20 protein-coding genes are annotated in these 25692 nt (G+C 44.6%); 10 read left to right on the top strand and 10 right to left on the bottom strand.

Annotation, left to right across the window (positions count from 1 at the left end):
- Positions 1-10: 10 nt before the first annotated feature.
- From MADE_RS13785 to MADE_RS13795, 3 genes are all read left to right on the top strand, one after another.
- Positions 11-2065 (top strand): putative bifunctional diguanylate cyclase/phosphodiesterase, encoded by a 2055-nt coding sequence (locus MADE_RS13785; RefSeq protein ID WP_012517953.1) that lies wholly within the window; start codon positions 11-13, stop codon positions 2063-2065.
- A 5-nt stretch (positions 2066-2070) separates the two neighbouring features.
- On the top strand, positions 2071-2652 hold the full coding sequence (locus MADE_RS13790; RefSeq protein ID WP_015067686.1) for a thymidine kinase: 582 nt from the start codon (positions 2071-2073) through the stop codon (positions 2650-2652).
- A 302-nt stretch (positions 2653-2954) separates the two neighbouring features.
- Positions 2955-5858: a TonB-dependent receptor gene (locus MADE_RS13795; RefSeq protein ID WP_023559809.1), complete on the top strand. Its 2904-nt coding sequence runs from the start codon at positions 2955-2957 to the stop codon at positions 5856-5858.
- Between the two features lie 233 nt (positions 5859-6091).
- Here the strand turns inward: MADE_RS13795 and MADE_RS13800 are convergent, their stop codons facing one another.
- Together MADE_RS13800 and upp are read right to left on the bottom strand one after the other, a co-directional pair.
- Entirely contained in the window at positions 6092-7117 is a 1026-nt protein-coding gene (locus tag MADE_RS13800) for a LacI family DNA-binding transcriptional regulator (RefSeq protein WP_020744011.1), read from the bottom strand.
- A gap of 180 nt (positions 7118-7297) precedes the next feature.
- Positions 7298-7927 carry a uracil phosphoribosyltransferase gene (gene upp / locus MADE_RS13805; protein ID WP_015067689.1) on the bottom strand — a complete coding sequence of 210 codons (630 nt, stop codon included), beginning with the start codon at positions 7925-7927 and terminating at the stop codon, positions 7298-7300.
- A gap of 345 nt (positions 7928-8272) precedes the next feature.
- On the opposite strand from upp, the gene MADE_RS13810 reads away from it, so the two are divergent.
- Positions 8273-9556 carry a pectin acetylesterase-family hydrolase gene (locus MADE_RS13810; protein ID WP_023559810.1) on the top strand — a complete coding sequence of 428 codons (1284 nt, stop codon included), beginning with the start codon at positions 8273-8275 and terminating at the stop codon, positions 9554-9556.
- A 16-nt stretch (positions 9557-9572) separates the two neighbouring features.
- Here MADE_RS13810 and MADE_RS13815 read toward each other — a convergent pair whose 3' ends face one another.
- The 6 genes from MADE_RS13815 to MADE_RS13840 all read right to left on the bottom strand — a co-directional run bounded on the left by MADE_RS13815 (position 9573) and on the right by MADE_RS13840 (position 15982).
- The gene (locus MADE_RS13815) at positions 9573-9794 is read right to left on the bottom strand and encodes a helix-turn-helix domain-containing protein (protein WP_014950268.1); all 222 of its coding nucleotides are present in this window, start codon (positions 9792-9794) and stop codon (positions 9573-9575) included.
- A gap of 390 nt (positions 9795-10184) precedes the next feature.
- Positions 10185-10727, bottom strand: coding sequence for a WbuC family cupin fold metalloprotein (locus MADE_RS13820; RefSeq protein WP_023559811.1), 543 nt, complete (start codon positions 10725-10727; stop codon positions 10185-10187).
- 109 nt (positions 10728-10836) lie between these two features.
- Complete coding sequence (locus MADE_RS13825; protein WP_023559812.1) at positions 10837-11742, bottom strand: hypothetical protein; 906 nt, start codon at positions 11740-11742, stop codon at positions 10837-10839.
- An 11-nt stretch (positions 11743-11753) separates the two neighbouring features.
- Positions 11754-14027, bottom strand: a complete 2274-nt coding sequence (locus MADE_RS13830) for a galactose oxidase early set domain-containing protein (protein ID WP_023559813.1) — start codon at positions 14025-14027, stop codon at positions 11754-11756.
- A gap of 132 nt (positions 14028-14159) precedes the next feature.
- Positions 14160-15158, bottom strand: a complete 999-nt coding sequence (gene ylqF / locus MADE_RS13835) for a ribosome biogenesis GTPase YlqF (RefSeq protein WP_015067695.1) — start codon at positions 15156-15158, stop codon at positions 14160-14162.
- A gap of 38 nt (positions 15159-15196) precedes the next feature.
- On the bottom strand, positions 15197-15982 hold the full coding sequence (locus MADE_RS13840; protein WP_023559814.1) for a TrmH family RNA methyltransferase: 786 nt from the start codon (positions 15980-15982) through the stop codon (positions 15197-15199).
- Between the two features lie 291 nt (positions 15983-16273).
- Between MADE_RS13840 and MADE_RS13845 the strand changes: the two genes are divergently transcribed.
- On the top strand, positions 16274-16930 hold the full coding sequence (locus tag MADE_RS13845; RefSeq protein WP_020744017.1) for a crotonase/enoyl-CoA hydratase family protein: 657 nt from the start codon (positions 16274-16276) through the stop codon (positions 16928-16930).
- A gap of 124 nt (positions 16931-17054) precedes the next feature.
- Here the strand turns inward: MADE_RS13845 and MADE_RS13850 are convergent, their stop codons facing one another.
- On the bottom strand, positions 17055-17570 hold the full coding sequence (locus MADE_RS13850; RefSeq protein ID WP_020744018.1) for an Mpo1 family 2-hydroxy fatty acid dioxygenase: 516 nt from the start codon (positions 17568-17570) through the stop codon (positions 17055-17057).
- Positions 17571-17721: 151 nt separating this feature from the next.
- On the opposite strand from MADE_RS13850, the gene MADE_RS13855 reads away from it, so the two are divergent.
- The 5 genes from MADE_RS13855 to MADE_RS13875 all read left to right on the top strand — a co-directional run bounded on the left by MADE_RS13855 (position 17722) and on the right by MADE_RS13875 (position 24598).
- A complete protein-coding gene (locus MADE_RS13855; protein WP_020744019.1) occupies positions 17722-18546 on the top strand; it encodes an META domain-containing protein in 825 nt (274 codons plus the stop codon).
- 663 nt (positions 18547-19209) lie between these two features.
- Positions 19210-20676 (top strand): betaine-aldehyde dehydrogenase, encoded by a 1467-nt coding sequence (betB, locus tag MADE_RS13860; protein WP_020744020.1) that lies wholly within the window; start codon positions 19210-19212, stop codon positions 20674-20676.
- Positions 20677-20697: 21 nt separating this feature from the next.
- Entirely contained in the window at positions 20698-22350 is a 1653-nt protein-coding gene (gene betA, locus MADE_RS13865; protein ID WP_015067701.1) for a choline dehydrogenase, read from the top strand.
- A 165-nt stretch (positions 22351-22515) separates the two neighbouring features.
- Entirely contained in the window at positions 22516-23733 is a 1218-nt protein-coding gene (locus tag MADE_RS13870) for a quaternary ammonium permease (RefSeq protein WP_020744022.1), read from the top strand.
- A 142-nt stretch (positions 23734-23875) separates the two neighbouring features.
- A complete protein-coding gene (locus MADE_RS13875; RefSeq protein WP_015067703.1) occupies positions 23876-24598 on the top strand; it encodes a TorF family putative porin in 723 nt (240 codons plus the stop codon).
- A gap of 131 nt (positions 24599-24729) precedes the next feature.
- On the opposite strand, the gene rlmF is transcribed toward MADE_RS13875, so the two are convergent.
- Positions 24730-25689, bottom strand: a complete 960-nt coding sequence (gene rlmF, locus MADE_RS13880) for a 23S rRNA (adenine(1618)-N(6))-methyltransferase RlmF (RefSeq protein WP_023559815.1) — start codon at positions 25687-25689, stop codon at positions 24730-24732.
- Positions 25690-25692: the final 3 nt, after the last annotated feature.

Consider the following 25692-nt stretch of genomic DNA (forward strand, 5'->3'; position numbering starts at 1 on the left):
AGTAAATAAAATGGAACAACAACAAAATGTGCGAAGGTTACACTGGTTGAACACTAATCAAGAATCAATCCCTAAGGTTGAAATAGAACGCGACACCACAGACATGTTAATAGGCAACAGTTTCGTCGGTTTGTTGATGACTATATTTGCCTTTTCTGGCCTTGTCTTTTTCTTTGAAAGTGAATCTCCCGCTGCGTTTCACCAAAAGTTCCAGCTATGGGTAATTATGGTAGGCGTTTGCCTTGCGCGGTTAATAGATTCGATTTATTGGCGAATAAACCTAGCAGGCAGGGCTTACCGCCCACGTCCAGCGTTAATACGATTTGCTGCTGGCTTATATGTCACCGGCAGCTTGTGGGCGATTTACTCTGTTAGCTTTTACAACGCCATGTCTACCACTGAACTGGCGGCAACTATGGTGGTACTGGCTGCTATGGCGGGTGGCGCCGGGACCGTTCTTTCACCTAATAAAAACTTGGTCGGCTTTTATTCTACCGCCCTACTCGTGCCTATGTCTTTATGCGCTCTTCTCGATGAAAGCGAGAAGTTTTTTATTTTAGGGGTTCTTGGGCTGGTCTTTTGGTTTGGCATCTTTACCAGCGCATTTCGCTACCACAAGTTTTTTATTAACACGTTGCACCTCAAAGCTAAAAACAATAGTTTAGTGGAGCAAATGAAAGTTGAACGTAGTGAAACCGAAAAAGTTAATCAGTTACTTATTGCCTCTAATCAAAAACTCGATGCCTCAAATATAAACCTTGAAGCAGAGGTGGAGCGCAGAACGGCGGAGCTTTACCGACTTTCAAACAGAGATCCCCTCACTGACTTACTTAACAGAAATGGTTTTTTAAAGCACTTAAATAAACTTATCGATACCACTCGCGCACTGGAAAACTCGCTAGCCGTTCTTTTTATTGATTTAGACGGTTTTAAACAGGTAAATGACAGCCTAGGTCACAAAATAGGTGATATCGTGCTAGCAGAAATTGCCAAACGGCTGCGTAACTATACCGAAGACAATCACTTAGGACGTTGGGGCGGTGACGAATTTGTTGCTGTCATTCCCTACGCCAACGTAGACACGGCAAAAGCCGTTGCACATGCCATGCGAAGCGGCGTTACCGTTCCTATTGTTGCAAACGACAATCAAATAACGCTAGATGCCACCATTGGTATTGCCATGTTCCCCGACCATGGAGATACCGCCTTAGCATTAATACAGCAAGCCGATCTCACTATGTATGACCAAAAGCGAAAGCACCGTGGGTCAATAGGCGTGTTTAGTGAAGCCTTGCACAAAGAGATAAAAATAGAGCAGCGTTTATGTGAGCGCCTTCGCTCTGCGATAGATAAAGGAGAGCTTGCGGTTCATTATCAGCCTATTATTGACGTTAGCACTAACGCGCTATCGTCGGTTGAGGCACTGTTACGGTGGACATGTGACAACGAGAAAATTCCTCCCACCGTTTTTATACCACTTGCTGAACGAAGCGGCTTGATGCCAGAGATTGGTGCGTGGGTATTGAACAGAGCACTTATCGACTTATCTCACTGGCAGCTTAATCAAGAGCTAGCAATATCGCTTAATGTATCGGTCGCACAGCTGCTCGACGACAGTTTTTTCAAATCACTAGACAATGTCCTCTTATCTACGAAAGTATCACCAGAGCGACTGCATTTAGAGGTAACTGAAAGTGTATTTGCCATCGATAAGAATGTCGTGAGCAGAAGAGTAAGCGACCTTGTTAAGCGCAATGTAAAGATATCTATTGACGATTTTGGTACTGGGTATTCTTCGTTAAGCCGACTTCAGTCGATACCATTTGACTTTATAAAAATAGATCGCTCTTTTGTACAGAATAGCTCTGAAGAGAGTGATACCATAATACGGGCTACACTTTTAATGGCAAAAGAGTTTGGCTGTAAAACTATAGCAGAGGGCATAGAAACCGACGAGCAAAGGCAGCACCTCGCTCGCCTCGGTACCGACTATTTGCAAGGTTTTTACTTCGCCAAACCTATGAATGCTCACGATTTTATTTCTTGGTATAACGAAAACTACTAACCACCATGGCGCAACTTTATTTTTACTACTCTGCGATGAACGCGGGGAAATCGACATCGCTTCTTCAATCAGCATACAACTATCGCGAACGCGGTATGCACTCTATCATATACACTGCAGCGCTAGACGACCGTTACGGTGTGGGAAAAGTCACCTCTCGAATTGGGCTTCAGGCCGACGCCAAGCTGTATTCGAAAGACGACGACCTGTTCACGTCAATTCGACTAGACTGTGAAAAGCGTAAACCGGATTGTGTGTTTATAGATGAAGCACAGTTTTTAACAAAGGCGCAAGTCAGGCAGCTCGTAGAAGCAGTCGATGAATTGGACGTTCCAGTACTTGCTTACGGCCTGAGAACTGACTTTTTAGGGGAAACCTTTGAAGGCAGCCATTACCTGCTTGCTTGGGCTGACAAACTGTTCGAATTGAAAACCGTTTGTCACTGCGGCCGAAAAGCTAACTTTGTAGTCAGGTTAGATGAAAATGGTAATGCAGTTAAAAATGGCGACCAAGTTCAAATTGGCGGTAATGACACGTACGAGTCTATGTGCAGAAAACATTTTAAAGCGCTAGTTTGGGATGAGTAAACATACATTTAAGTAAGCATACTTATTTTAAATCTTCTTTCGTAGGCTAATAACCTTTTAGCCTACGTCATCTAAATTTCTTTCAACTTAGCACCAATTGTTGATAGTCCCAAAAGCGACGTAATAGGGCTGGTACTTTAACAAACCTTTCACAACACCCCATTTAGTTTTCTTATAAAAGCGCGCGACACAGACCTGACTTAAGGCATTAAGGAATACTTGCGCCACGTGCAAACACCGACTACTGTTAAATTGCTGTAAATAATAAACTTTTGGTTAACATACTCAGCAAGGACACACACATGACGCACTCTGACACATTCAAACCAGCGTTAATTGCGCTTTCCATCACAGCAGCTTTGCATAGCGGCGCCGTAAGCGCACAAGAGACATCCGAAGATGCAGAGGTGGAAGTTATTCAAGTTTCCGGTATTCGAGGCTCGTTGATGCGAGCGCAGGCTGTAAAAATGGATAATGACTCGATAGTAGAGGCCATATCAGCCGAAGATATCGGTAAATTACCCGACTCATCTATTGCAGAATCACTTGCTCGCTTGCCAGGCTTATCCGGTGAACGTGTTGGCGGCAGAACGTCAGGTATTTCGGTTCGCGGATTCAAGGAAGATTTTACGGGTACCTCTCTTAATGGGCGAGAGCTAATCGGTATAGGTGATAATCGCGGCGTTGAATATGACCTTTATCCTGCCGAAATCATGACCGGCGCAACCATCTATAAAACGTCAGATGCATCGCTTATCGTCCAAGGTATTGGTGGTACTGTAGATTTGCAAACCGTGCGTCCATTAGCTGCACAAGAAACCCTTACCGTTACCGGCGTATACGAGCTTGGTGGTAATGATTCAGATAACCCTGAATTTGATAACAGTGGCAACCGCTTCGCTCTGTCTTTTGTTGAAAAGTTTGCCGATGACACCGTTGGCCTAGCCCTCGCCATAGCGTCGACAGAGTCACCCAGAAATGAAAGAAAATACGGCGTATGGGGTTACGGTGAAAACGATGACGGTCAAATACTTCCCTTTGGGCTCGACACCCAGGCCATAAGCCGCGTGCTTGAACGAGATACCATTTCAGCCATACTCCAATGGCGACCGACAGATAGATTAGATATCGTGTTTGATGCACTCGATATCGATTATTCAGACTCAGGTGTTATCCGCGGGTTTATCGACCCCTTTGCAGCGGCGAACGTAAGTGGTAGTGGCGTTAATAGCACAGGCACACAAATTAACGCCAACCCGGTTTTGCGTACTGACCCTGCGCAAAAAGACGGTGAACTTCAAACTTTTGGCTTGAATATTAGATATGATGTTAACGACGACTGGTCAGTTTCGCTTGATGTAGCCGATAGTGAATCAAGCAAACGAGATTTGCGCGGGGAATCTTATGCGGGTTTAGCACGCTCTGGCGCGCTTACCAACGACGAACTGGGTTCGCGCCAATTTCAAATGAGTGCCGATGGCATTTATTTTACTGATAGCAGTGGCCTTGATGCATTTTCAGATCCCGCACTATTGCAGTTAGCGGGGCCACAAGTATGGGGTGGCGGAATGGCAAATATTGCCGACCAGTTTGCCACCGATGTTTTACAGGCAAACGGTCAGCCTTACAGTTACTTCAACGCACAAGATGGCTTCTTAAATTTTGCTGACTTTGAAGAAGAGTTAACTACGGCACGCTTTGAAGCTGTAGGCTATGTTGACTGGGGTATCTTCAATACACTTACCGCGGGCGTTAACTACAGCGACCGAAGCAAAGCAAAAGATAATAAAGGCTTTTTTGCAACCGCGTCGTCTTACCCATTCTCCGAGGCCATTCCATCTCAATATCTATACAACGGTTTAGCCGACCTTACATGGGCAGGTATGGGGTACGTTGTCGCTTACGACGGCTTTGCCCCTTATAACGACGGCGAATACACCTTAAATGATGCGGGCCTTCTAGAGCCAGACCGATTAGGTGATAGCTACACCATTGACGAAGAAGTGACCACGCTTTACGCCCAGCTCGATTTCGAAACAGAGGTCCAGGGCTTCAATGTCAAAGGTAATGTGGGCGCCCAATATGTTCAAACAGACCAAAGTTCAACCGGCTTCATCGGTATCGTTGGCGACAACTTTGCGGTGTGTGACGACGATGGTAACCAAGTTGTTGATGCAGACTGCATCATTACTGACGGAGACGACTACTCTCACTTTTTACCAAGCCTTAACGTTAGCGTCGAGCTTAACGAAAATCGCTACTTGCGATTCGGTGCTTCAAAAACCATTAGCCGCGCCCGTATCGATCAGATGAAAGCGTCGGGCTTTGTGAAATTCGACCAAAATATTGAACTTATTGCCACACCTAATACTGAAGCGGCGGTAGAAGCGTATGGATCGCCTTGGTCTAAATTCTCAGGAAACCCAACCCTTCGCCCATTAGAGGCAAATAATTTCGATATATCGTTTGAAAACTATTTTGACGGCGAAGGCTATGTGTCCGTTGCGCTCTTCTATAAAGATTTAGTTAATTGGACCCGCGACGGCAACCAACTTATTGATTTTACGAACGATGTAACGAATGACGGCGCAAACTATTTCATTCCAGGCTTTCACGATAGGATTATTGACGTAGCGGGCAACTACGGCCCTGAGGATACGCCATACGAGGTAGGAGACTTAGTTACGCCTCCTGATCAAGGCTTTTACTCGTTCTTCGAAGATGGCCTTGAAGGTGAAATGAAAGGGATTGAGCTAACTGCCAATATTCCTTTGCGAATGCTCGCCGACGCATTAGATGGATTTGGCATTGCAGCATCTGCCACGATTTTAGACGCAGAACTTGAAGACGGCACCGCTATTCCAGGTCAATCTGACAATACTTACAGTATTACCGCGTATTACGAAATGAAGGGTTTTGAATTCAGGGTTGCAGCAACCGATCGTTCTGAATTTTTAACGTATCAGCGTGGCGGCTCTAATAAAATTGAAGCGGCTACCCGTGACGCCGTAACGCAGGTAGATGCGCAAATCAGTTATGACTTTGCTGACAGCGGCATGGAATACTTAGCAGGCTTAAGAGTCTCACTACAAGGGGTGAATCTTACCGACGAAAAAGAAGAAACCATTGATGGTAATGGCATCGTTACGTTGCGCCGAGAGTTTGGCCCTTCTTATATGCTCAATTTAAACTACGCATTCTATTAGGAGTTACAGAAATACGTGGTGCCGTTACTATGCCAAGACATAGTAGCGGCCCTCAACTATTGAGACAGTGATTCTCAATTTTTCTATTTTGAAGCGTCTATACTGACGCCACCAGCACCTAATCAACCTACCCCATTAAAAGCACGAGGCGATCGCTTTGAAGAGAAAACATCGCTACCTTCTTTAATCGCTGTGAACTAAAAGCAATCTGCAACATATATGACGCTAGAGACTTATACCGTTTCACCAGTTCTTAATTCAAACGGCAATGTAGTTTTAGCCTCGAGGTTTTCAAGCAGCGCTTTTGTTGCTTGAACGCCTTTTTCAGAGCTTGATTGGCACACAGTAGTAAGGCTTGGTCTAGCGCGCTCAGCTTCCTCTATACCATCGAAGCCAGTAATCTTAAGTTCTTGTGGCACTTTTATGCCCATTTCAAGCGCCATATGCAGGAGCTCTAAGGCAATAATGTCACTCATGCACAGCACTACATTAGGACGTGGTGAACTCATCAACACCTCTTTGGCTGCTTGTCTAGCAAAGTGGCGATCACTTTCCGGCAGATGCCAGATACGATCATTGCTCACGTTGACGTTTTTTTCTTCTGCGGCCTTTAAGTAACCATCTAGACGGCGGTGTGCAATCGAGCTTTCAACATCAATAAGCGGGCTATCGTAAATACGGCAAGTCGAAGGTGAATCAATGAGGCGCAGACCAAGAATGGCAATACTATCGCCTTCGTTTAGCGCGTGGTGCGCGACGCGATATGCAGCTTCTTCATTGTCGATATTAATTGATGGCTTTTTCTCTAAATCAAAATCCACTGTGACGACAGGCTTTGTTAACGCGGCTAACTCTTTTACCAAATTGGAATTGCGTGGCTGACCATAGCAGATAAAGCCATCAACAAAGTCTACAACATCAAGGATGCTGTCTGAGTCTCCGGCATATAAGAGTAAGTGTTTATTGTTCTCTTGTAGCGCAGAAGATACGCCTTTGATAAACGTACTCGCTACGGGGTCACTTACCATATAAGAAATACTGTCAGCGAGCACCAAAGCCACTATGTTTGACGTGCCTTTTCTAAGGATTTGCGCCGCTTTATTCGGCCCGCTGTATCCTATTTTTTGACACCGCGCTAATATTTCTTCGCGCTTCGCTTTCGATAATTGATCGGGGCGATTAAAAGCATTTGAGATTGTTGCTGTCGAGACGCCCAGCTGCTCGGCAACATCTTTAAGGGTCAGTTTTGTTTTATTCATTATTATTAGCTCTCTTAACGAACTTAATACCCTTACTTATAAAAAAAGGGTAGAAAGCATACGCTGCGACTACCCTTCACTATAACACTATCTTAAACGTTTAACTTACAATTTTTAACGTCCTAGTAGTAGGTTGTGTAACGAAATACTGTACAGCTTAATATTTAGAAAAAATCGCCATTAGCGCGTTCCAAAAATCTTATCACCAGCATCACCTAACCCCGGCAAAATGTAGCCTTTTTCGTTCAAGCGTTCGTCTACGGCTGCCGTGAAAATATCAACATCAGGGTGAGCATCAACAACCGCTTTAATTCCTTCGGGAGCGGCTACAAGAAAAAGCCCCATTATTTTGGTACACCCTTTTTTCTTAAGTAAGTCTATGGTCGCAATTAAGGTGCCACCTGTAGCAAGCATAGGGTCAACAATAAGCGCCGTACGTTCATCAATGTTTTTAACCACCTTGTCGAAGTAAGCCACCGGCTGAAGCGTTTCTTCATCGCGATAAAGCCCAACAACGCTGATTTTTGCATTGGGGATAAGCTCAAGTACACCTTCAAGCATACCTAGGCCGGCACGAAGAATGGGCACAACCGTAATTTTTTTACCTTTGATCTGCCGCACTTCCACATCGTCGCCAGACCAGCTTTTAATGGTTGCCCGTTCGGTAGGTAGTGTTCGCGTTGCTTCATAGGTAAGAAGGTTTCCTACTTCAGATGCGAGTTCGCGAAAGTCCTTACTACTAATATTACCATGTCGCATAAGCCCGAGTTTATGGGCAATGAGCGGGTGAGTTATTTCGTGAACGGCCATGTGAGACTCCTTTTAATCGATTTAGCTATATTTTACCCAAGGTATATTTTAGTTAAAGCGATTAGTCGTGAAAATATGTTTATTCAATGCGTTAAAAACGTCTGAACGGTGCTAGACAGCTAAAATAATTGCTTTACCCTAAGACTAGGCTATAGGCAATTGCGTGTCATTTTTCGTAGTGCCTAATGAGAGCTTGTATTCGTCCCCCCTATATTTTGAAGTCTCAAGCACCGGGGAAACGCTACAAGACCAAGTGATAGAGCCAAAGGAAGTACATGACTCTTATCACGGCCGAAGCAATTCGTAACTCACATCCATCATTCTTAATTTCAAAAGGAATTGTTTATGCAATCTTTCGCTAAACGTTTTCGTGTTTTTGCTGTTATTGCGGTAAGTTTTTTTGCCCATAATGCGTTTGCACAATGGGAACAAATCACCCCTGATAACGAAGTCGCTGTATCCATTCCCGGTGTCGGGGAAAAAACAGTCTATCCATCGTGCTCCCTACCCGCGTTGGCCGGGCCCGAAGGTCTCGTCCCCAATCCATTTTCATTTTATTTTGAACAAGGTGAAAGTGACAACTTACTTATTTACTTTAACGGTGGGGGCGCATGTTGGGATAGCGCAACTTGCTTAGCCTCCATGCAGTTAGAGTTCGATAACGACCCTATGTCAAGAGCAGCATACAACCCCTCAGCCGTAATAGAAAATACCCCGTTTATTTCTGGCGGCATTTTTGAAGATTCGGAAGAAAACCCCTTTCAAACGTGGTCGAAGGTCTTTATCCCATACTGTACTGGTGACTTACACCTTGGCTCGAAAGATACAAATTATGTCGATGAGCTCGGTATCGTCACTGGGGTCCCCGGCTCACAGGTAACATTAAAACATCGCGGGCACGACAACGCATTAGTTGTAATGCAATGGATAAAAGACAAAATGCGTAGCGCTCAGCTTAGCCCGAACAAGGTCTTGTTAAGCGGAAGCAGTGCAGGCGGCTACGGCGCTACCTTCAACTTCCCTTACTTTCAATCGTTATTTGGCCGCACCAAGGTTGCACTTTTCGCAGATGCATCACTTGGCGTTATTTCAAAAGGCTTCGTGCAAACCGTGTTGAATTACCAAGGACCTTGGGGAATTGAAGATACGCTACCTAGGAATTTTCAGTCTTTAATTGGAAACTTCAATCACCTTACGCTTAATAAGCAGGTTATGTTGCGCTTAGCTTACCGTTATCCTTGGAACCGTTTTGCGCAATATTCTACGGGTACAGATATCGTTCAAATTCAATTTTCAAAAATTTCTGACCAAGTTGCTAAAGGTAACCTAGACCCAACTACATGGGGGGTGACCGAAAATGACTTGGGCTACATTCTAGGTTGGCAACTACAAGCTCACGCGTCCGTCCATGCCTTATCAGCATTTACGTGGAACTATCAATTCTACGTCGGTGCTGGCACATGCCACATGGTGTTAAATGACTTTTGTGAAGACAACGCGTTTCCAACGTCATCGCCCAGCCCTTTTTATAATGAACACAGTGCGCGAGGCATATCATTTAAAGAATGGCTACATACATTCGCAACATCTCGACGGTTTAAAGAAAATAGCGCGGCTTACTACCACTAACCTAACTTCACTACCGCTACCCTACTTGTAGGGTAGCGCCATCAGGCATGGTTACCTCAATCTTCATATTACCGCCCACAGCAGCCAAATAGGCGGCCGCGCGCTGAAGAGAGACGTCTTGAATACGCTTTGATTCTAACTTGCTTACGCCCGATGCGGTTACCGACAACGCCATCGCTACGACTTCTTGTTTAACTCTATGCTGCTTTCTAATGTCACCTAATGTGATTTCTTTCATTGTTTCTTACCGAGAATTACGGGCATTAAAAAAGCCCAGATGGTGATACCTTCTGGGCTTTTGCAAAACGTTCTACCTGCTGTGCCCAGAAGCCAATACTGCCCCTGAACACCGATGGTCAGGTGCAATCAGTAATTAAAATTATAAAAATAAACCGTTGTAACGTTTTGCATAATAATTCTCTTTTCACGATGCGCTTGTCGGTCCGGCCCTATGCCGTGACTAAGCGTTTTAGGATGTCTATACGATATATCGGCGCTGAACTTGCCTATTTACCGCGTACATTTATCCTTAACCATAGCATGTCCATAAGCAATAGCAATGACTTTCCAAAAAGGAAAGTGCCTATATGCTTGTGTTATTGAACCTTTAGCATAAGAGCTAAATCCTTTACTTATCATCAAGATACTCGTCTTCCCTTACCTGTTTTACTCGCGCGAGAAAATCTGGGACTAATGCACTCCCCTCCTCGGGTGACCATGGGGCGAAGCCCTTATCATCGGTAACCTCATAGGGTCCCTGCTTAACTTCCATAAAGACAACAGGGCTATGGCAGGTGGTTGCATGCCACACGTTTGGCGGAATTTCCACGCCGCTGGTTTCACCATTCGCACATAAGCTAATTCTTTGCTCGCAACGCCCCTGTTCGTCGAAAAAAATAAGGTCGAGTTCACCATCGAGTACCATAAAAAATTCCCACTTATGCGGCTGAGTATGTCGGTGTGGCCTTACATATGAATCGGGCATCATCGCGATAAAGAGTCGCTGAACGGGATCTTGATAGTTATTGTGTACATTTAAATGAGCGCGACGACGGGAACTTCTGTCAGCCTGGGCTTTTAGGTTTTCAAACAGCGTTTTATCAAACCGCTTTATCCCCATTCGTTCAACAGCGCTTTGCTTTGAAGTAACGTCTTCATTATTGGCCAACATTTCCTCCCGAAAACTTGTAATAAGCGATAGGCGGGCTGCGAGCTTAGCTTCCCAGCCTTCTATAAAAACCTATCGCTTAAGTTACTGTTGCAATAGCAAAGTTACAAGCTTAGAGGCTAGCTATTTCGACCCATCCTCCTTGAATGAACTTCACCTTCTTATCTTGGTGGCAAAATACAGGAATTTTCCAGCCCGCTTGCTCACTTTTGTTAAGACGGCTGTCTGGCCACGTATAGGCGGCTTGCGAAGACAGTTTCACCCACTTAGAACTGCCATTTAAAGGCGCTCGGCCAAGCTGTTGCCAACCTTTACTCTGTGTATTCACTTCTACTCCGTTCGGGCTGAAACGAATCATTGGCACGTCGTACTCATCAAGTACCACCATATGATGATCGCCACTGTAACTCACTCTAATAGCGCTTTCAGCGCCTGGAATAACCATAGCTGATAGGTCTGCTATCGGTGCAGAGTCGCGGTCAACCGTAACCAAAACCCGTTCATTAGGTGGCGCCAACGATTTGAAGTATCCAACAATATCACTACGTTCACCGTTTACCGCTAACGCAATCTTCCAATGATCCGAGTGTTCGTCAGTCTTTTCTAAGCGTTTGTCATACCAGCCGTAATAGTTTTTATCGCTCACTAATGTCCACTTAGACTCTAGCTTTCCGTCTGTTACCCATTCAGGCAAAGGTCTCGGACCTGCGGTTTGCACCTTAAACCACATGGGGTGATCCCAATTAGCATATACGCCAGCCTTGGTGATACGAATAAAGGGTTCATTATCATCCCCGAGCACTTCTACCTTTCCTTCACCCGTAAACTGCACGAGTATTTCGTTGCCTAAAGGCGAGCTTTGAACTTGGGATAAAATGGATGTGTCGTTTGTTATTTCCTTATCAATTACCGGAAGCCACTCTCCGGCAACAGCAGAAGCGCCATGGGCAAAAGCATTAGCCGATAAAACGCTAGCAACGCTTGTTAACGCGATAAAAGCAATAATACGTGTATACATATTAACCTCCCCTATTGGCACATTGCCGAAAGTTCACCCATTACTGTGATGGCTTTAGAAGCTGACGGTACCAAGTTCCCCTCCTCGTCGCGTGCATTAACAAACAACATATAATCACCCGGCGGCACTACCGCTTGTTGTGAAGGCATTTCAAGCACTATGCTGTTGGTGTTGTGGCGCACGATAGGCAATATAACGCTGCGCTGGTCACCGTCGATAAGGTGGGTAATGTTAGTTCTTCTTATTAACACCGCCGACTCTATCTTGGCGTTCATTGCCGCCGATACTTCGTCAACGTTTTTTAACCCAATACGGAAGCGTTCGCCCACCGAAACTGTTTTGTTCTTTTTACCAATTGCAGGGCGCTCGCCAAACATATAAGCAGGTTTGTAAATTTCAAAGGAAGGATCTCTGCCGTCGTTCGGTGAGAAGCCTGGCAAGGTAACACTATACGCATACGCGGTGTTAATCGGAGCATGCCCCCCAATTAACACGCTTCCGTCGGGAAGAAGCGCTGCAGAGTTGTGGTACGTACGCGGCCTATTTTGTTCTGCGACCTGCTTAAAGGTTTCCGTTTCTGGGTCAAATATCTCAGCTTTTAGTATGGGCTTACCTGAACCAGGTAACACAACCTCATCTCTATCAGCACCGGATACAACGAGCACCTCTCCAGTCGGCAACAATACGCCCGTACCGTACCAACGTCCTTGCGTAAGGCTGCCTGTAGAACGTGAATCATAAAGCATTTTTTCGCCGTCAATCGTGACCGAGTCTATACGCGCCAAGTTAGTGCCTACATATAACCCTGGGCTAGTAGCAGCCACACCGGTCAACACTCCCCCCGCGGTAAGAAACTCGGCTTTACTGTACTTTCCTTCGCTGTCTGGCGTTAGCGGCAGCATCATTGAGAACGTAGAACCTCTAAAGCCAGCGCCCAATAGCGATTGTACATCGGCCAATCGATAGGGGTCGTCGATAACAGGTGCCAATGCATCAAACGGGTTAGCAATAAACTCTTCAGTGAGCCCCGTAAGTAAGCCATTAAGTGAGGTGTCTGATTGCGTATTGGTAACGTTTAGGAAACTTGCCAAGTCGCTTATACCCGCTTCATTAAGGTGGGGAGGTAGTCCAGCGAAGCCTAAATCTGCCCACGTCTTTGAAGAGGGATCATATGCCGCAACAATATTCCATAAGGCTTGGTCATAACTTTGCCCAAAAGGATTAAACGCTTGCCCGCCACCATTGTAAAACACGTGCCCGTTTGGCAATAGATGAAGCCTTGGGTATAGCGGTAGTGAACGCTCTGCTAGCGGCCCGTTGTCAGTCCATTCTCCGCACGAGGTATCGTAGGTTTCAGTCACCGTTACGTTTCTACCTGAAGTCTCAGGCCGCGTTAAATAAACGGGCTTCACGAGTTTAGTTACACCACTGGCTACCAATACATTGCCGTTAGCCAGAGACAAGGCGCTGGGATACCAACGTCCAAAGTTCATGTCCCCAGTTTTGCGCCAGCTGTTATCTTCTGGATTAAAAATGCGGCTGTTTTTAAGGCCTTCTAATTCAGATAAACCAAAATTAATTGGCTCTCCTAGTAAGCTGGTATTAACCCCAGGTTCATGGTAGTAATCTGTACCGCCCACTGCCATAAGTTCACCGTTAGGTAAGCCTACTAGGTCTGCGCAAAATAACGCACCATCGTTATTAGTTCGGTCATCGTCGGTATTCAAGTCTACTGGCAAACTCGTACCTAACAGGCCGGTAATATCCCCAATAATGGTTTCTGAATCATTACCATCTGGGTTTGCGCCTGCATCTACCGGCGAGGGAGCAATCCAACTCGCATTGTCATTTTTCATGGTAAGAACGCGAGTTTGGTCGTTGATTATTGCTGAACCAATTTCTAGCAGTGCGTTGTATTCAACATTTTCGGTACCTTCTAACGGATTGAAATAGAGCACACGACCATCGTTTAAAAGCGCAAGACTCCCTGCGGCAGGTTTACACTTCAGTACACCATCCTCGTTCTCCTCACATTTCCCATTGTCAGGGTAATTGTTTATCGGGTTGGTTATATTGGTGTTGTTTTGGTCGGGAAATTCGCCCGATACAAGTGGCTCTTCAAACGGGTCCGTAAAAACCCCTTTTTGTTTGCAGACTTCAATGTTTGAGCATTCGGGCGTCACAATGGGTACTTTGCCCTTGTTGCGATCGGCAATGGCAAATTGTGAGGCGATACTTAAAGAGAGTAAGGTGAGTGTAGGTAAAAATAACGGACGTTTTTGCATGATGGCATCCTATTCTTGTTGAGTGTACGCACTGCTAACTTAAGGGCGGCGCCCTAAAAAATGTTAACAGCACGTTAACAAGACGTATAAGAAAGATGCTTAGATGCAAAAATTAAAAGTTTTTTTAATTTCTTATTTTTTACGCATTCTGCGGCTTTGTTCTTGGCGCTTTTCCTCGCGCTTTTCTTTTCTATCTTTTTTGTCAGGCGTTAGAGAGCCAGTTTTGAACTTCTCTTTTCTTTTTGCTTTTGCCTCGGCTTTTTTAGCGGCAGCCTTAGCCATTTCTTCTTTTTCACAAATTAGCATTTCTGGCGTTTCTAAGGTGACCCGACCAAGCTTACCAGACTGCAACTCCTTAAGAAGGATCTCACAGATTTTATGTAAATTAACCCGTCCCCCCGAAGCGATAGCACCACGCGTTTTTGCCGCTGCTTCTAAAAACTCAATTTCAGTTGAAGGAAGCTCGTCTAGCTTGAAACGCTCTTTCATTACTTCTGGGTAGGCTTTAATTAGATAGTCGGCAGCAAAAAAGCCAACATCGTCATATTCCATAGCAGTATTTTTTACCGCGCCAGATGAAGCTAATCGATATATAGAGTTCGGGTTTTCTAGTTTAGGCCACAGTACCCCTGGGGTATCGAATAAAATAATGCCGCTGCCTAAATTGATGCGTTGCTGACTTTTCGTTACGGCGGGTTCATTACCTGTTTTCGCAATTATTCGATCTGCAAGGATATTAATCAGTGTGGACTTTCCTACGTTTGGAATACCCGTGATCATTGCTTTTATCGCTTTTGGCTGGCCTTCTTTATAGGAACAAATACTGCGAATCAACTGCATGAGTTGCTTGCTATTACCCGGGTTGTCACTCGATGTGGTTATGGTTTTAACCCCCCGTTCTTTTTCGAGGCTTTCTTGCCATAGGGCGGTTAATTCTGGGTCTGCCAAGTCGTATTTATTAAGAATTTTGATACACGGCTTGTCGCCCCGAATTTTGGCAATCTCGGGGTTTTCGCTCGAATAAGGAATTCGCGCATCTAATACTTCAATAAGAATATCAACTTGATTAAGTGACTCTTTTATTTCTTTAAGGGCTTTGTGCATGTGCCCAGGGAACCATTGTAATGCCATGGTTAATTCCTATCGTAAACGTGTAGTAGGCGCTGAACTTAGCGCCTTAGCTCGTAAGCGCAAATATTAACGGCGCTGGCTAAGTTTAATGAGTCAATGTTACCACTTCCAGAAATGGTAAAGACTGTTGCGTTTAATTGCCTTAATGATTCACTAGGTACACCTCGCGCTTCATTGCCAAACAGGTAGCACTGAAAGTCTTTAAAACCTTTGGTTTTGATATTAGCCCCATTCATGTCTAAAAAAGCAAAGCGCTCAAAGCGTTCGCTTAGCGTATCTAACGGAACGTTAAGCTCCATATTTACATGAAAGATAGCGCCCATGCTGGACCGCACCACTTTAGAATTAAAGGGATCTACGCTATTGGGACTAAGCAATAACGTGAAATTATCAAACCAAGCTAGGGTTCTTAAAATAGTGCCTAAGTTACCTGGGTCTTGCACTTCATAAAGATAAATATACTTGCTCTGTGAAGACTTCGCTTGTTCGCTGATAGCAGTTTTAAAATCTGAAGTGCTTGTTGTGGTTTTAGGCAACGGTACCCGAGCAATGATTCCCTGAGGCGATGTTGTGTCGCTGAGTTGCTGCATTTGCTGAGAAGATACGATCTGTACCTTGATATTAGCACGGGAAATATCGCTATTTTGGCCTATCCAATACTCATATTCAGTCGTCGCGTAAAGCGTAATGTCGTTAAAAAAGCCGTGGTCGTCATCACTCACTTTAAGCAACTCCAAAACTAAGTGCTCCCCCTCCACCAAATAGAAGCCAAACTGGTTTCTATATTTCTTCTGATGAAGCTTCTTCACATCACTTAGTTTCATTATCACAACCCTTTTCTTAACTTTCGGCGCAAGTGTAAGGTATGCAGCGAAAAACGCAAAGCAGCAAGTCGTTTTAGTAGCGTAAAAAGGGACAGGCTTTTGAATAGATATAGGAAAAAAAGAATTACTTCGCTTGCTCTGGTTAAAATTAGTTATCCCCATAATGAGCAACAAAGCACTATCATAATAAATATCAATTACCTACAATCACTGCTAGAAAGTTGCACCGAATGCAGTGTGACGTACATTGAAGTTTTGACTTCCCCTACTTAGAAAGTAACAGGACATACCATGGCGTTTAATTTAGCGATTAATAACGATATTGCAGTCATTACGTTTGATGACGGAAAAGTTAATGCAGTTGGCTTTACCCTTATTGAGCAATTCAACAATGCCCTTGATGAAGCAGAAAAAAACGCGAAAGCCGTTGTACTGCATGGCGGTGAAGGCAAGTTCTGCGGCGGGTTCGACTTATCAGTTATGAAATCTGGGGACAAAGAAAAACAACACGAGCTTGTATCGAAAGGGGCTGATTTAATTGTACGCCTCTATAGCTTTCCACTACCGGTTATTGTTGCTGCAGAAGGCCACAGTATCGCAATGGGCGCTATTATGCTTATGGCGTCAGACTTGCGCATAGGTAAAGATGCGGATACGAAATACGGCCTTAACGAGACGGCTATCGGTATGGTACTACCGCCTTTTGGTATGGAACTCGCCAAAGCAAGGCTTGCTAACACGAGCCAAACCGAAGCGCTACTTTTCTCTCGTATTTATCAAGGTAACGAAGCGGTGAAAGCGGGCTTTTTAGATGCAGCTGTGCCACAAGAGAAAGTGTTAGCAACGGCTATGAGATACGCGGAACAACTTAAAATGCTGCCTTCCCAAGCATTCGCAGCATCTAAACTTCAGCTGCGAAAAGAAACCTTAGAAAAGATGAAAGGCTAACGTAAGAAGCAACTACGGATTAAATAGAAGGCCATTAAATAGCAAGGTGAGCATAGGCCCCCAGCATTCGAAATGCGCGTTAACGTTGATAATGTTAACGCGCATCTGACTATCTTACCTCGTGCTATCTAATAGGGCCTGAACGGCGCTCAATTTCTTCTTTAAGTGTATTCCTGAAGCCTAGTTCAAAGCTCAGCTCCGCTAATACAAACAATGGCCCAATGGCTAACCCCATAATGTCATCGACAAAAGCAGGCTTTTTGCCTTCGTAATGATGACCGATAAACTGTAATATCCAGCCCACTACAAATATGCTCAATGAGATAGCCAGCCATGTACCTACGCCATACTGTGCAATAGGCTGAGCAAAATAGACCATGGCGCCAGTGATAAGCGCCATTATAAGGCCAAGCTTTACATCTAATTTAATGTAAAACGCACTACTGATAAGCCAAACAAACAGTGCCGGGCTCGCGTTAATCGTACCAATTAGCGGAAGGTGTACCGCAATGGCTGGCTTGCTCAGTAAGCAAAACACTGAATAAACAATAAGTGGTATACCAATATAATGGGTATATATATTTCGTTGGTCTCTGTGGTGCTTTGCGTATTCACTTAAATGTTGTTCTAAATTTTTCATACTGTATCTACGACAAGTTATCTCGAAATACCAGTTTACTCTGTACGTTAACGAACAAACTGTCGTCTTCACGACAGTAGTAACGCAAAGGTGAACTTAGTCATACTATTTCACTCATAGTGCTATTAACAAAAGATGATTGGGAGTATTTATGACCTACAGGACGTATCTTGGGGCGTTAACTGGCGCCGCACTTTTCTCTTTAGCAGCCTGCAGCACGTCACCCGATATTGATGGTTCACCTTCATCAGATTTAGGTGCGCAATCAACCCCGAGTGAGCTGACGACCTTTACCGATAGTCACTGGCAAGTGGAAAGCATTAAACAAGGCGGTATTATTGATTACAGCAATATTACTATGAACATCAGTAACAACCGTATAAGCGGTAGCACAGGATGTAACCGATACACGGGTACCATCAATGTAGAAAGTGAAAGCGACGAGCGATTTACTTTAACCACTGACAATATCGCACTAAGCAGAAAGATGTGCGCCCCAGCATTAATGAAACAAGAGCAGCAATTTATTGATGCACTTACAGAGACCGCTTTTTACGCTATCGATAAAAATACATTACTTACCCTATTTAACAGCAATAAAGTAGAAACGGTCAAAGCCATTATCACCTCGGGGTCACTGTCCTCTATGCAGCCGACACCTAATGGACCGCAAGCGACCAACCTCCAGCAACGCCCCGTAAGTGAAAAACAGGATCGAGTTAACACGCCACAGCCCAGTGCAAAGGTTTATGACTGCGAAACCCCCAGCGCGAATACTACCTCACTGAAAGTTAACAGCTTAGGTCCAGACACTCTGGCATTAACACTTAACAATACACATCATATTGTGCAGCTTTCGCGCGCGGCATCTGGCGCGAAATATACGAATAACAAAAACGTCGTTTTTTGGAATAAAGGCGATGAAGCGACACTCTCGGTCAATTCAGGTAACTATTACTGCAGCCTAATTAAGTAGACGTACACGCTACGTAATCGGCAATTTGCCCTAAGGCGAGTGAGCGTATCCATTCTTACTCGCCTTCTCCCTTCCTTCGAACTTGAACAACGCTTTTTTTGCGTTATGACTTGAAGCTGTTTTATTCCGTGTTCCTTCAAGCATATACCCTAACTATCACAGCGCTCGCGTAACATAATTAGTTTCAGCTAAACATTTTCCTTTAGGTCATGAGCCTAAATACCCACTCAGTGATAAAAAATGCCGACACTAGACACTTTTTAATGTTTGCGATTTTTTACTTATGTAGCAGTTATTTAGTTGATTAACACTCACTTAAAATGAATGTATTCCCCCCCTCCTTCACTAAGACAAAGTTGAAATAATAGTTAGAGCACTATACAATTTATTTTTATTGAACGACCAATTAAAATAAAATCACTGTTAAGAACGAAGCGTTTCAGCGCTTAAAATAGACGGTTCGAGGCACAGCAGGCTTGGAAAGTAACGGTGATTTTAATGAAGCGTGAAGCACTTGATATAAACGTTATCTCTTGAGAAAGAGAAAAATAGTTTCAACACTATTCATCGTATTGAAACTATAGTTATGTATTTATTTGCACATTTTTAGCTTCAACAATTTGGCGAGAATCTTCAGCACCTTTTTAACGTAGGAGTTTATGCATGTCATTACCGACTTATCAGAATTTTATTCACGGCAAGCCGATGGCAAACAAAAGCAAAGAAGCCTTTGCAGTAACCAACCCCGCAACCGGTGAAGTAATTTACCACGTAGAAGTGGCTGATGAGTTCATTCAACAAGAAGCAATAAAAAGCGCAAAAGAAGGCTTTGCGGTTTGGTCTGCAATGATGCCAATTGAAAGAACCCGCATTTTAAATAAAGCGGTGGCGCTGCTTCGAGAACGTAATGACGAACTAGCAAAATTTGAAGTGCTTGATACGGGTAAGCCGATTCAAGAAGCTGACTGCGTAGATATTGAAACCGGTGCTGATGTTATTGAATATTACGCAGGTCTTGCCCCTACTCAACTGGGTACGCAGCAGCCTGTTGGCGGTGATTTTTTCTATACCCGTAAAGAGGCGCTTGGCGTTTGTGCAGGTATTGGCGCGTGGAATTACCCTATTCAGATCGCATGCTGGAAATCAGGCCCTGCACTTGCTGCCGGTAATGCGTTTATCTTCAAACCTTCTGAAGAAACGCCGATGGGCGCACTTAAACTTGCCGAGATCTTTATCGAAGCCGGCGTACCTGCTGGTGTATTTAATGTGGTTCAAGGTGCCGCTGAAGTGGGCCAATGGCTTACAAGTAGCGCTGACATTGAGAAGGTGTCATTTACCGGTGAAGTGGGTACCGGCAAAAAGGTAATGCAAAGCGCAGCTGCGTCTAACCTTAAAGACGTCACTATGGAACTTGGCGGTAAATCACCGCTCGTCGTATTTGAAGATGCGGATGTTAGTCAAGCAGTAAGCGCGGCAATGCTTGGTAATTTCTATACCCAAGGTGAAATCTGCACAAACTGTACACGCGTTTTTGTACAGCGTTCTGTCTATCAAGCCTTTATCGACGAGCTAAAAACCCGCACGGAAAATAACATTGTAATGGGCGATCCGCTCGACCCTAACGTAAACCTAGGCGCTCTTATTTCTAAAAAGCACCAAGAGCTTGTACTTGGCTACATTGCTAAAGGTAAGGAAGAAGGCGCTACCCTTCTAACGGGTGGCAACGCAGCCTCTCCTGCGTCAGCTCCGAACGGTTTCTTTGTTGAACCCACTATCTTCACAGACTGCACCGACGATATGACTATCGTGAAAGAAGAAATCTTTGGCCCGGTAATGAGCGTGCTAGTTTTTGATGACGAAGATGAAGTTATTGCCCGAGCTAACGACACTGAGTTAGGTCTAGCGGCTGGTGTATTCAGTAAAGACATTCAGCGCGCGCACCGCGTTATTCACCAGCTTGAAGCTGGTATCTGCTGGATTAATGCTTATGGAAACTCACCCGCGGAAATGCCTGTAGGCGGTTATAAGCAGTCAGGTATTGGCCGCGAGAACGGGGTTGAAACGCTTAATAGCTACACGCAAACCAAGTCGGTTTACGTTGGCATGAGCGAAATAGAGAGCCCGTTTTAAGGCGCGTCCTAAGGAGTGAATATGCAAACGTTTGATTACATTATTGTAGGTGCAGGTTCTGCCGGCTGTGTATTAGCGAACCGCTTGTCGGAAAACCCTAAACACAAGGTGCTGCTGCTTGAAACCGGTGGCTCTGATAAAAGCATTTTTATCAAAATGCCAACAGCGCTGTCTATTCCTATGAATACCGACAAGTACGCGTGGCAGTTTAATACCGAGAAAGAACCTTATCTAAACAATCGCGAAATGCACTGTCCTCGCGGAAAGGTGTTAGGTGGCTCTTCTTCTATCAATGGCATGGTGTATGTGCGCGGACATGCAAAAGACTTTGATGAATGGGAAGCCCACGGCGCAGAAGGCTGGAATTACCAAGCCTGTCTCCCGTATTTTCAAAAAGCTGAAACCTGGTACAAAGGCAATGATGCTTACCGTGGCGGCAATGGCGAACTGGGCGTCAATAACGGTAATGAAATGAAGAACCCGCTTTACACGGCCTTCATTAAAGCCGGCGAACAAGCAGGCTATGACATTACAAGCGACTACAACGCCAAGCAACAAGAGGGCTTTGGCCCTATGCACATGACCGTTAAAGATGGCGTGCGCAGTTCTGCGAGTCGCGAATACCTAGACCCTGTTAAACACCGTAAGAATTTGACCATCGTAACAGGCGCACTGGTAACTAAAGTTGTGCTAGAAGACAAAGTGGCTAAAGGCGTTGAGTATGTGGTTAACGGTAAAACCGAAACGGCACGTACGTCTAACGAAGTTATTTTAAGCGCGGGCTCAATTGGCTCACCACATATCCTTCAATTGTCAGGTATTGGTGATAGCGAAGCCTTAGCCAAAGCGGGAATTGACGTAAAACATCACCTGCCGGGCGTGGGTCAGAATTTGCAAGATCACTTGGAGTTTTACTTCCAATATAAATGCAAACAACCGATTACGCTAAACCGCAAACTAGGTCTTATTTCAAAGGGCCTTATTGGTGCCCGTTGGTTGCTAAACCGCTCTGGTTTAGGAGCAACAAATCATTTCGAATCGTGCGCTTTTATCCGTTCTAAGGCCGATGTGGAATGGCCTGACATTCAATACCACTTCTTGCCTGCGGCCATTCGCTATGACGGAAAGTCAGCGTTTGACGGCGATGGCTTCCAAGTTCACGTAGGGCATAACAAGCCTAAAAGTCGAGGCAGCGTCACTATTCAGTCAGCCGACCCAACGGTGCCGCCTAAGATTTTGTTCAACTACCTACAGCACCAAGATGATATTGAAGGGTTTAGAGCATGCGTAAGACTTACAAGAGAAATTATCGCTCAGTCAGCATTCGACGACTTCAGAGACGGCGAAATACAGCCTGGCGAACACATTCAGACGGATGAAGAAATAGACGCCTTTGTACGTGAAGCTGTTGAAAGCGCCTACCACCCATCGTGTTCTTGCAAAATGGGCGAAGACGACATGGCGGTCGTGAACTCACAAACGAAAGTTCACGGCATTAAAGGCCTGCGAGTGGTCGATTCATCTATTTTCCCAACTATTCCAAACGGCAACTTGAATGCGCCAACCATTATGGTGGCAGAAAAAGCTGCGGATATGATTTTGGGTAAGCCGGCGCTGCCATCACAGGACGTACCTGTGTCTATTCACCCGAATTGGCAAACCGAACAGCGCTAATTATTTCATTCTATTTTGCACCAATGCGCTTGTAGTTACTTCAAGCGCATCATCCACAGTGCCTATATGTCGCCTTTATATGGCTGATGCATAGCTGGGTGGGCTGTTTAATAACTAAAAAAGGAAAAAACATGTTACATTTTTATCAATACTGGGAGGGTGATAATGACAGTATGGCTTAGTGCAGGCATTATTTTTACCCTACTTTCTGTCGCGTACATTTTGTTTAAATGGGGCAACATGAAAGTGGTTGGCGTAACGCCAGTTAGAACCTTTACCTTTATTGCTATTCTTTTCACCTCAGGTTTAGACGTGGGCCTTATCATGTTCCCGCTAACCGAATTTGCAGGTTATGCTGACATAAGCGCAAGTCCTGAATATGCATTCACCAACCCACTCGCTATCGAGTTCGGCTTTTGGGGTTTCTTAATTTGGGGGTTCTACTTTCTTACTTGCTTTTATTTCTGCGTAATCGAACCCAAGGTTAAATTCTTTGAAAACCCTGTTGTTAAGCTAGTTAACAACGTTGTGATCATTGGCACCTGTGCTTTCACGGCATTTTTGTTGCTCTCGAACCTACCTTGGTATCTGCCCTCTGTCGGTGACGGTGAATCTATCGTACCCGCCTTTTACCTGATTGTTTTCGCGGCCATTGCGTTTGCGGTTTACTCAAGTACAAGCATTAAGTATGTACGTATTTTAAGCCTAACCACAACGTGGGTGTTTATTGCCTTAATTGTTGGCATGTGGGCCGGCGCATTCATATTTGGCGAAAGCAAAATGATGGCGTATTTCACCAATCTAGGTCTTATTGGTGGCTACTTTGCTAACATTGATAACTTTGTATTGCCTATCAATGAATATCATGCATTTTATCTGTTCTGGTGGTTTAGTTGGAGCATAATGATCGGCCAATTTACATCTCGATTTGTAGGCGGCCTTAGAACCTATCAAGTGTTACTGGCAATGATGGTCATTCCGTCTATTCCTATCGCAGCTTGGTTCTCTGTGCTTTACCATTATCACAGCGCAGGGATCCCAACGGAAGGTATCACTAATTTAGCGATGGTTTTTGTCGGCGTTGTGTTTGTAATCAACTCTCTTGATTCATTAATAAGGCTTTACACAGATAACCTCAACATATCGGTTGAACGTATAGGCAAGACCAATTACATCGCCTTGAATATCGTTGCACTGTCGCTGCTAACGTTATTATTCAAATTAGATTTCTTGCAAATCCAGTGGGTTGGCGCGCTAGTTATTGCCATATTCTTTAGCTGCTTTGCTTTCATTCTAAGTCAGAAGTTTAAATCGGTAACGGCGATTAAAACCTCGCCGAAAGAAAACAAAATCGACTTTACGAAAATAGAAAATCTTAACTAATTAACGCAATTTATCGCTTCCCACTTTTTGTTCCCATTGGCTCAGTAATGAGCCAACGGGGCAAGTCTTGCCTATCGGAAGACATCTAAAGGGTGTTAATTGAGAAGCGAATACAAACAATGATAAAAACAGGTGTTTAACAATGAAAAAACCGTATGCGTCTTTAACATCTTCTTGTGTATTCACTGCTGCTATTGCGGCAACACTTTATTCATCAGCATCTTTCGCAGATTGGAGCGCGAACATCTCAGCGGTTTCTGACTATACCTTTAACGGAGTCAGCCAGACCCAAAATGATCCAGCGCTACAGGGCGGCGTTGATAAAGCATTCGAAAACGGAACTTACGCTGGCACGTGGGCATCTAACGTAGATTTTGGTGGCGACACCAACCTTGAATGGGACTTTTACGTAGGTAGCTATCAAATGGTTACCGACACCGTTAGCATCGACTACGGTATTGCCTACTACTCGTATCACGGTGGTGACAATTCAAGCGACGGTAACTACCCGGAAGTTTATACTAAATTTGGTTACGCTAACGATTACGGAAGTTCAGAGCTTAACTTTTGGTACACATGGGACTACTTTGGCACTGGCGCTAAACACGCTATCGCAATGGTTGCCCATACCTTCGAACTCGCCCCGAACCACTATTTACGCGCAAGTTTCGACGTGTCGAACTCGCTAGACAGCGACAAGTGGATTTGGCAAGACGATGAAACCTCGTTTTATCATTACCGCTTAGCTTATCAAACGAGTTACGAAGGGTTTGATTTCGAAATCGCGGCTGAAAATACTAACTTAGATTACGATACTGCTGATGAGCGTATTGTATTTGGTGTATCTAAAACGTTTAGCTTTTAAAGCCTGCTTTTAAGCACTATTTTCTAATATAGAAAACAAGGGCTAAGCATAAAGTTAACGCGTGCGCATGCCGTTATTAATGCGCACGCTTTTTATGGCTTTTCTTGTTGAATTATGCCGCTAAATAGTCGTTAAAACGACCACGCGATAAAGCGACTCACCTTACTGCCCTGCCCCATATCAATGACTTCACATTCACGTGCGCCGTAGTAATTAATGCTCGTTTTAAGTGGCTTTAAATGCGCGCTTTTCGATACCAAGCAGGTAAACCATTCAACATTGTCTTTTACGTTAACACTTTCTTTAATCATGCGTTGAATAAACGCAAGCTCGCCGCCTTCACACCACAGTTCGTTCGCTTGACCCGCAAAGTTTAGGTTGGCCTGTTTCGCGACATTTTCTGTAACCTTGTTATGCCCTTTTGATTTCGCGCTATGAGCGAACCCCTTTGGTGATTTTGCCGGTAGTTTGCCACCACGCTTGTGCTTATTACGGGCTAAATTTGATGTTTTTCGATGAGTGCCGAGTAACGCATCTTCTGCAGACTTATGAAAAGGTGGGTTACACATAGTAAAAGTGAAATGCTCGTTATCCTTAATAATACCCTCAAAAATATGTGCACTATCGGCTTGTTTTCGCACGCTAAATTTATTGGTTAGCCTTTTATTTTTGCTCGCTATTCGCGTAGCACTTTTAACCGCTTGGCCGTCTACATCACTGCCCACAAATTCCCAGTCATACGAGGCCACTCCAATAATGGGGTAAATTGCATTGGCACCCACGCCCACGTCTAGACCCCGAACAGCGTCTCGCTTTTCATCAGATTGATATAATAAATCGGCAATGCCGTGAATATAGTCGGCTCTACCTGGAACAGGCGGACACAAATATCCTTCCGGCATGTCCCAATATTCAAGCTTATAGTAGTGGAAAAGCAGCGCAGCGTTGAGCGCTTTTACCGCGTTGGGATTGGTAAAATCGATACTCGTTTTGCCACTTTTTGCGCGCACTAAGAAAGGTTTAAGTGCGGGATACGACTGGCACAGCGCATCCATGGGATAGCCGTTCTTGTGAAGATTTCTTGGGTGCATGAA

Origin of the sequence: Alteromonas mediterranea DE (genome assembly GCF_000020585.3) — a bacterium.
Lineage (GTDB): Bacteria > Pseudomonadota > Gammaproteobacteria > Enterobacterales > Alteromonadaceae > Alteromonas > Alteromonas mediterranea.

What these genes read in the sequence shown, in the direction of transcription:
- MADE_RS13820 (WP_023559811.1), bottom strand. Translation starts at nt 10,727, where the DNA reads ATGTTGGCCAATAATGAAGACGTTACTTCAAAGCAAAGCGCTGTTGAA.
- MADE_RS13785 (WP_012517953.1), top strand. Translation starts at nt 11, where the DNA reads ATGGAACAACAACAAAATGTGCGAAGGTTACACTGGTTGAACACTAAT.
- MADE_RS13795 (WP_023559809.1), top strand. Translation starts at nt 2,955, where the DNA reads ATGACGCACTCTGACACATTCAAACCAGCGTTAATTGCGCTTTCCATC.
- MADE_RS13855 (WP_020744019.1), top strand. Translation starts at nt 17,722, where the DNA reads ATGACCTACAGGACGTATCTTGGGGCGTTAACTGGCGCCGCACTTTTC.
- rlmF (WP_023559815.1), bottom strand. Translation starts at nt 25,689, where the DNA reads ATGCACCCAAGAAATCTTCACAAGAACGGCTATCCCATGGATGCGCTG.
- betB (WP_020744020.1), top strand. Translation starts at nt 19,210, where the DNA reads ATGTCATTACCGACTTATCAGAATTTTATTCACGGCAAGCCGATGGCA.
- MADE_RS13830 (WP_023559813.1), bottom strand. Translation starts at nt 14,027, where the DNA reads ATGCAAAAACGTCCGTTATTTTTACCTACACTCACCTTACTCTCTTTA.
- MADE_RS13840 (WP_023559814.1), bottom strand. Translation starts at nt 15,982, where the DNA reads ATGAAACTAAGTGATGTGAAGAAGCTTCATCAGAAGAAATATAGAAAC.
- MADE_RS13790 (WP_015067686.1), top strand. Translation starts at nt 2,071, where the DNA reads ATGGCGCAACTTTATTTTTACTACTCTGCGATGAACGCGGGGAAATCG.
- MADE_RS13875 (WP_015067703.1), top strand. Translation starts at nt 23,876, where the DNA reads ATGAAAAAACCGTATGCGTCTTTAACATCTTCTTGTGTATTCACTGCT.
- upp (WP_015067689.1), bottom strand. Translation starts at nt 7,927, where the DNA reads ATGGCCGTTCACGAAATAACTCACCCGCTCATTGCCCATAAACTCGGG.
- betA (WP_015067701.1), top strand. Translation starts at nt 20,698, where the DNA reads ATGCAAACGTTTGATTACATTATTGTAGGTGCAGGTTCTGCCGGCTGT.
- MADE_RS13850 (WP_020744018.1), bottom strand. Translation starts at nt 17,570, where the DNA reads ATGAAAAATTTAGAACAACATTTAAGTGAATACGCAAAGCACCACAGA.
- MADE_RS13800 (WP_020744011.1), bottom strand. Translation starts at nt 7,117, where the DNA reads ATGAATAAAACAAAACTGACCCTTAAAGATGTTGCCGAGCAGCTGGGC.
- MADE_RS13815 (WP_014950268.1), bottom strand. Translation starts at nt 9,794, where the DNA reads ATGAAAGAAATCACATTAGGTGACATTAGAAAGCAGCATAGAGTTAAA.
- MADE_RS13870 (WP_020744022.1), top strand. Translation starts at nt 22,516, where the DNA reads ATGACAGTATGGCTTAGTGCAGGCATTATTTTTACCCTACTTTCTGTC.
- MADE_RS13845 (WP_020744017.1), top strand. Translation starts at nt 16,274, where the DNA reads ATGGCGTTTAATTTAGCGATTAATAACGATATTGCAGTCATTACGTTT.
- MADE_RS13810 (WP_023559810.1), top strand. Translation starts at nt 8,273, where the DNA reads ATGCAATCTTTCGCTAAACGTTTTCGTGTTTTTGCTGTTATTGCGGTA.
- MADE_RS13825 (WP_023559812.1), bottom strand. Translation starts at nt 11,742, where the DNA reads ATGTATACACGTATTATTGCTTTTATCGCGTTAACAAGCGTTGCTAGC.
- ylqF (WP_015067695.1), bottom strand. Translation starts at nt 15,158, where the DNA reads ATGGCATTACAATGGTTCCCTGGGCACATGCACAAAGCCCTTAAAGAA.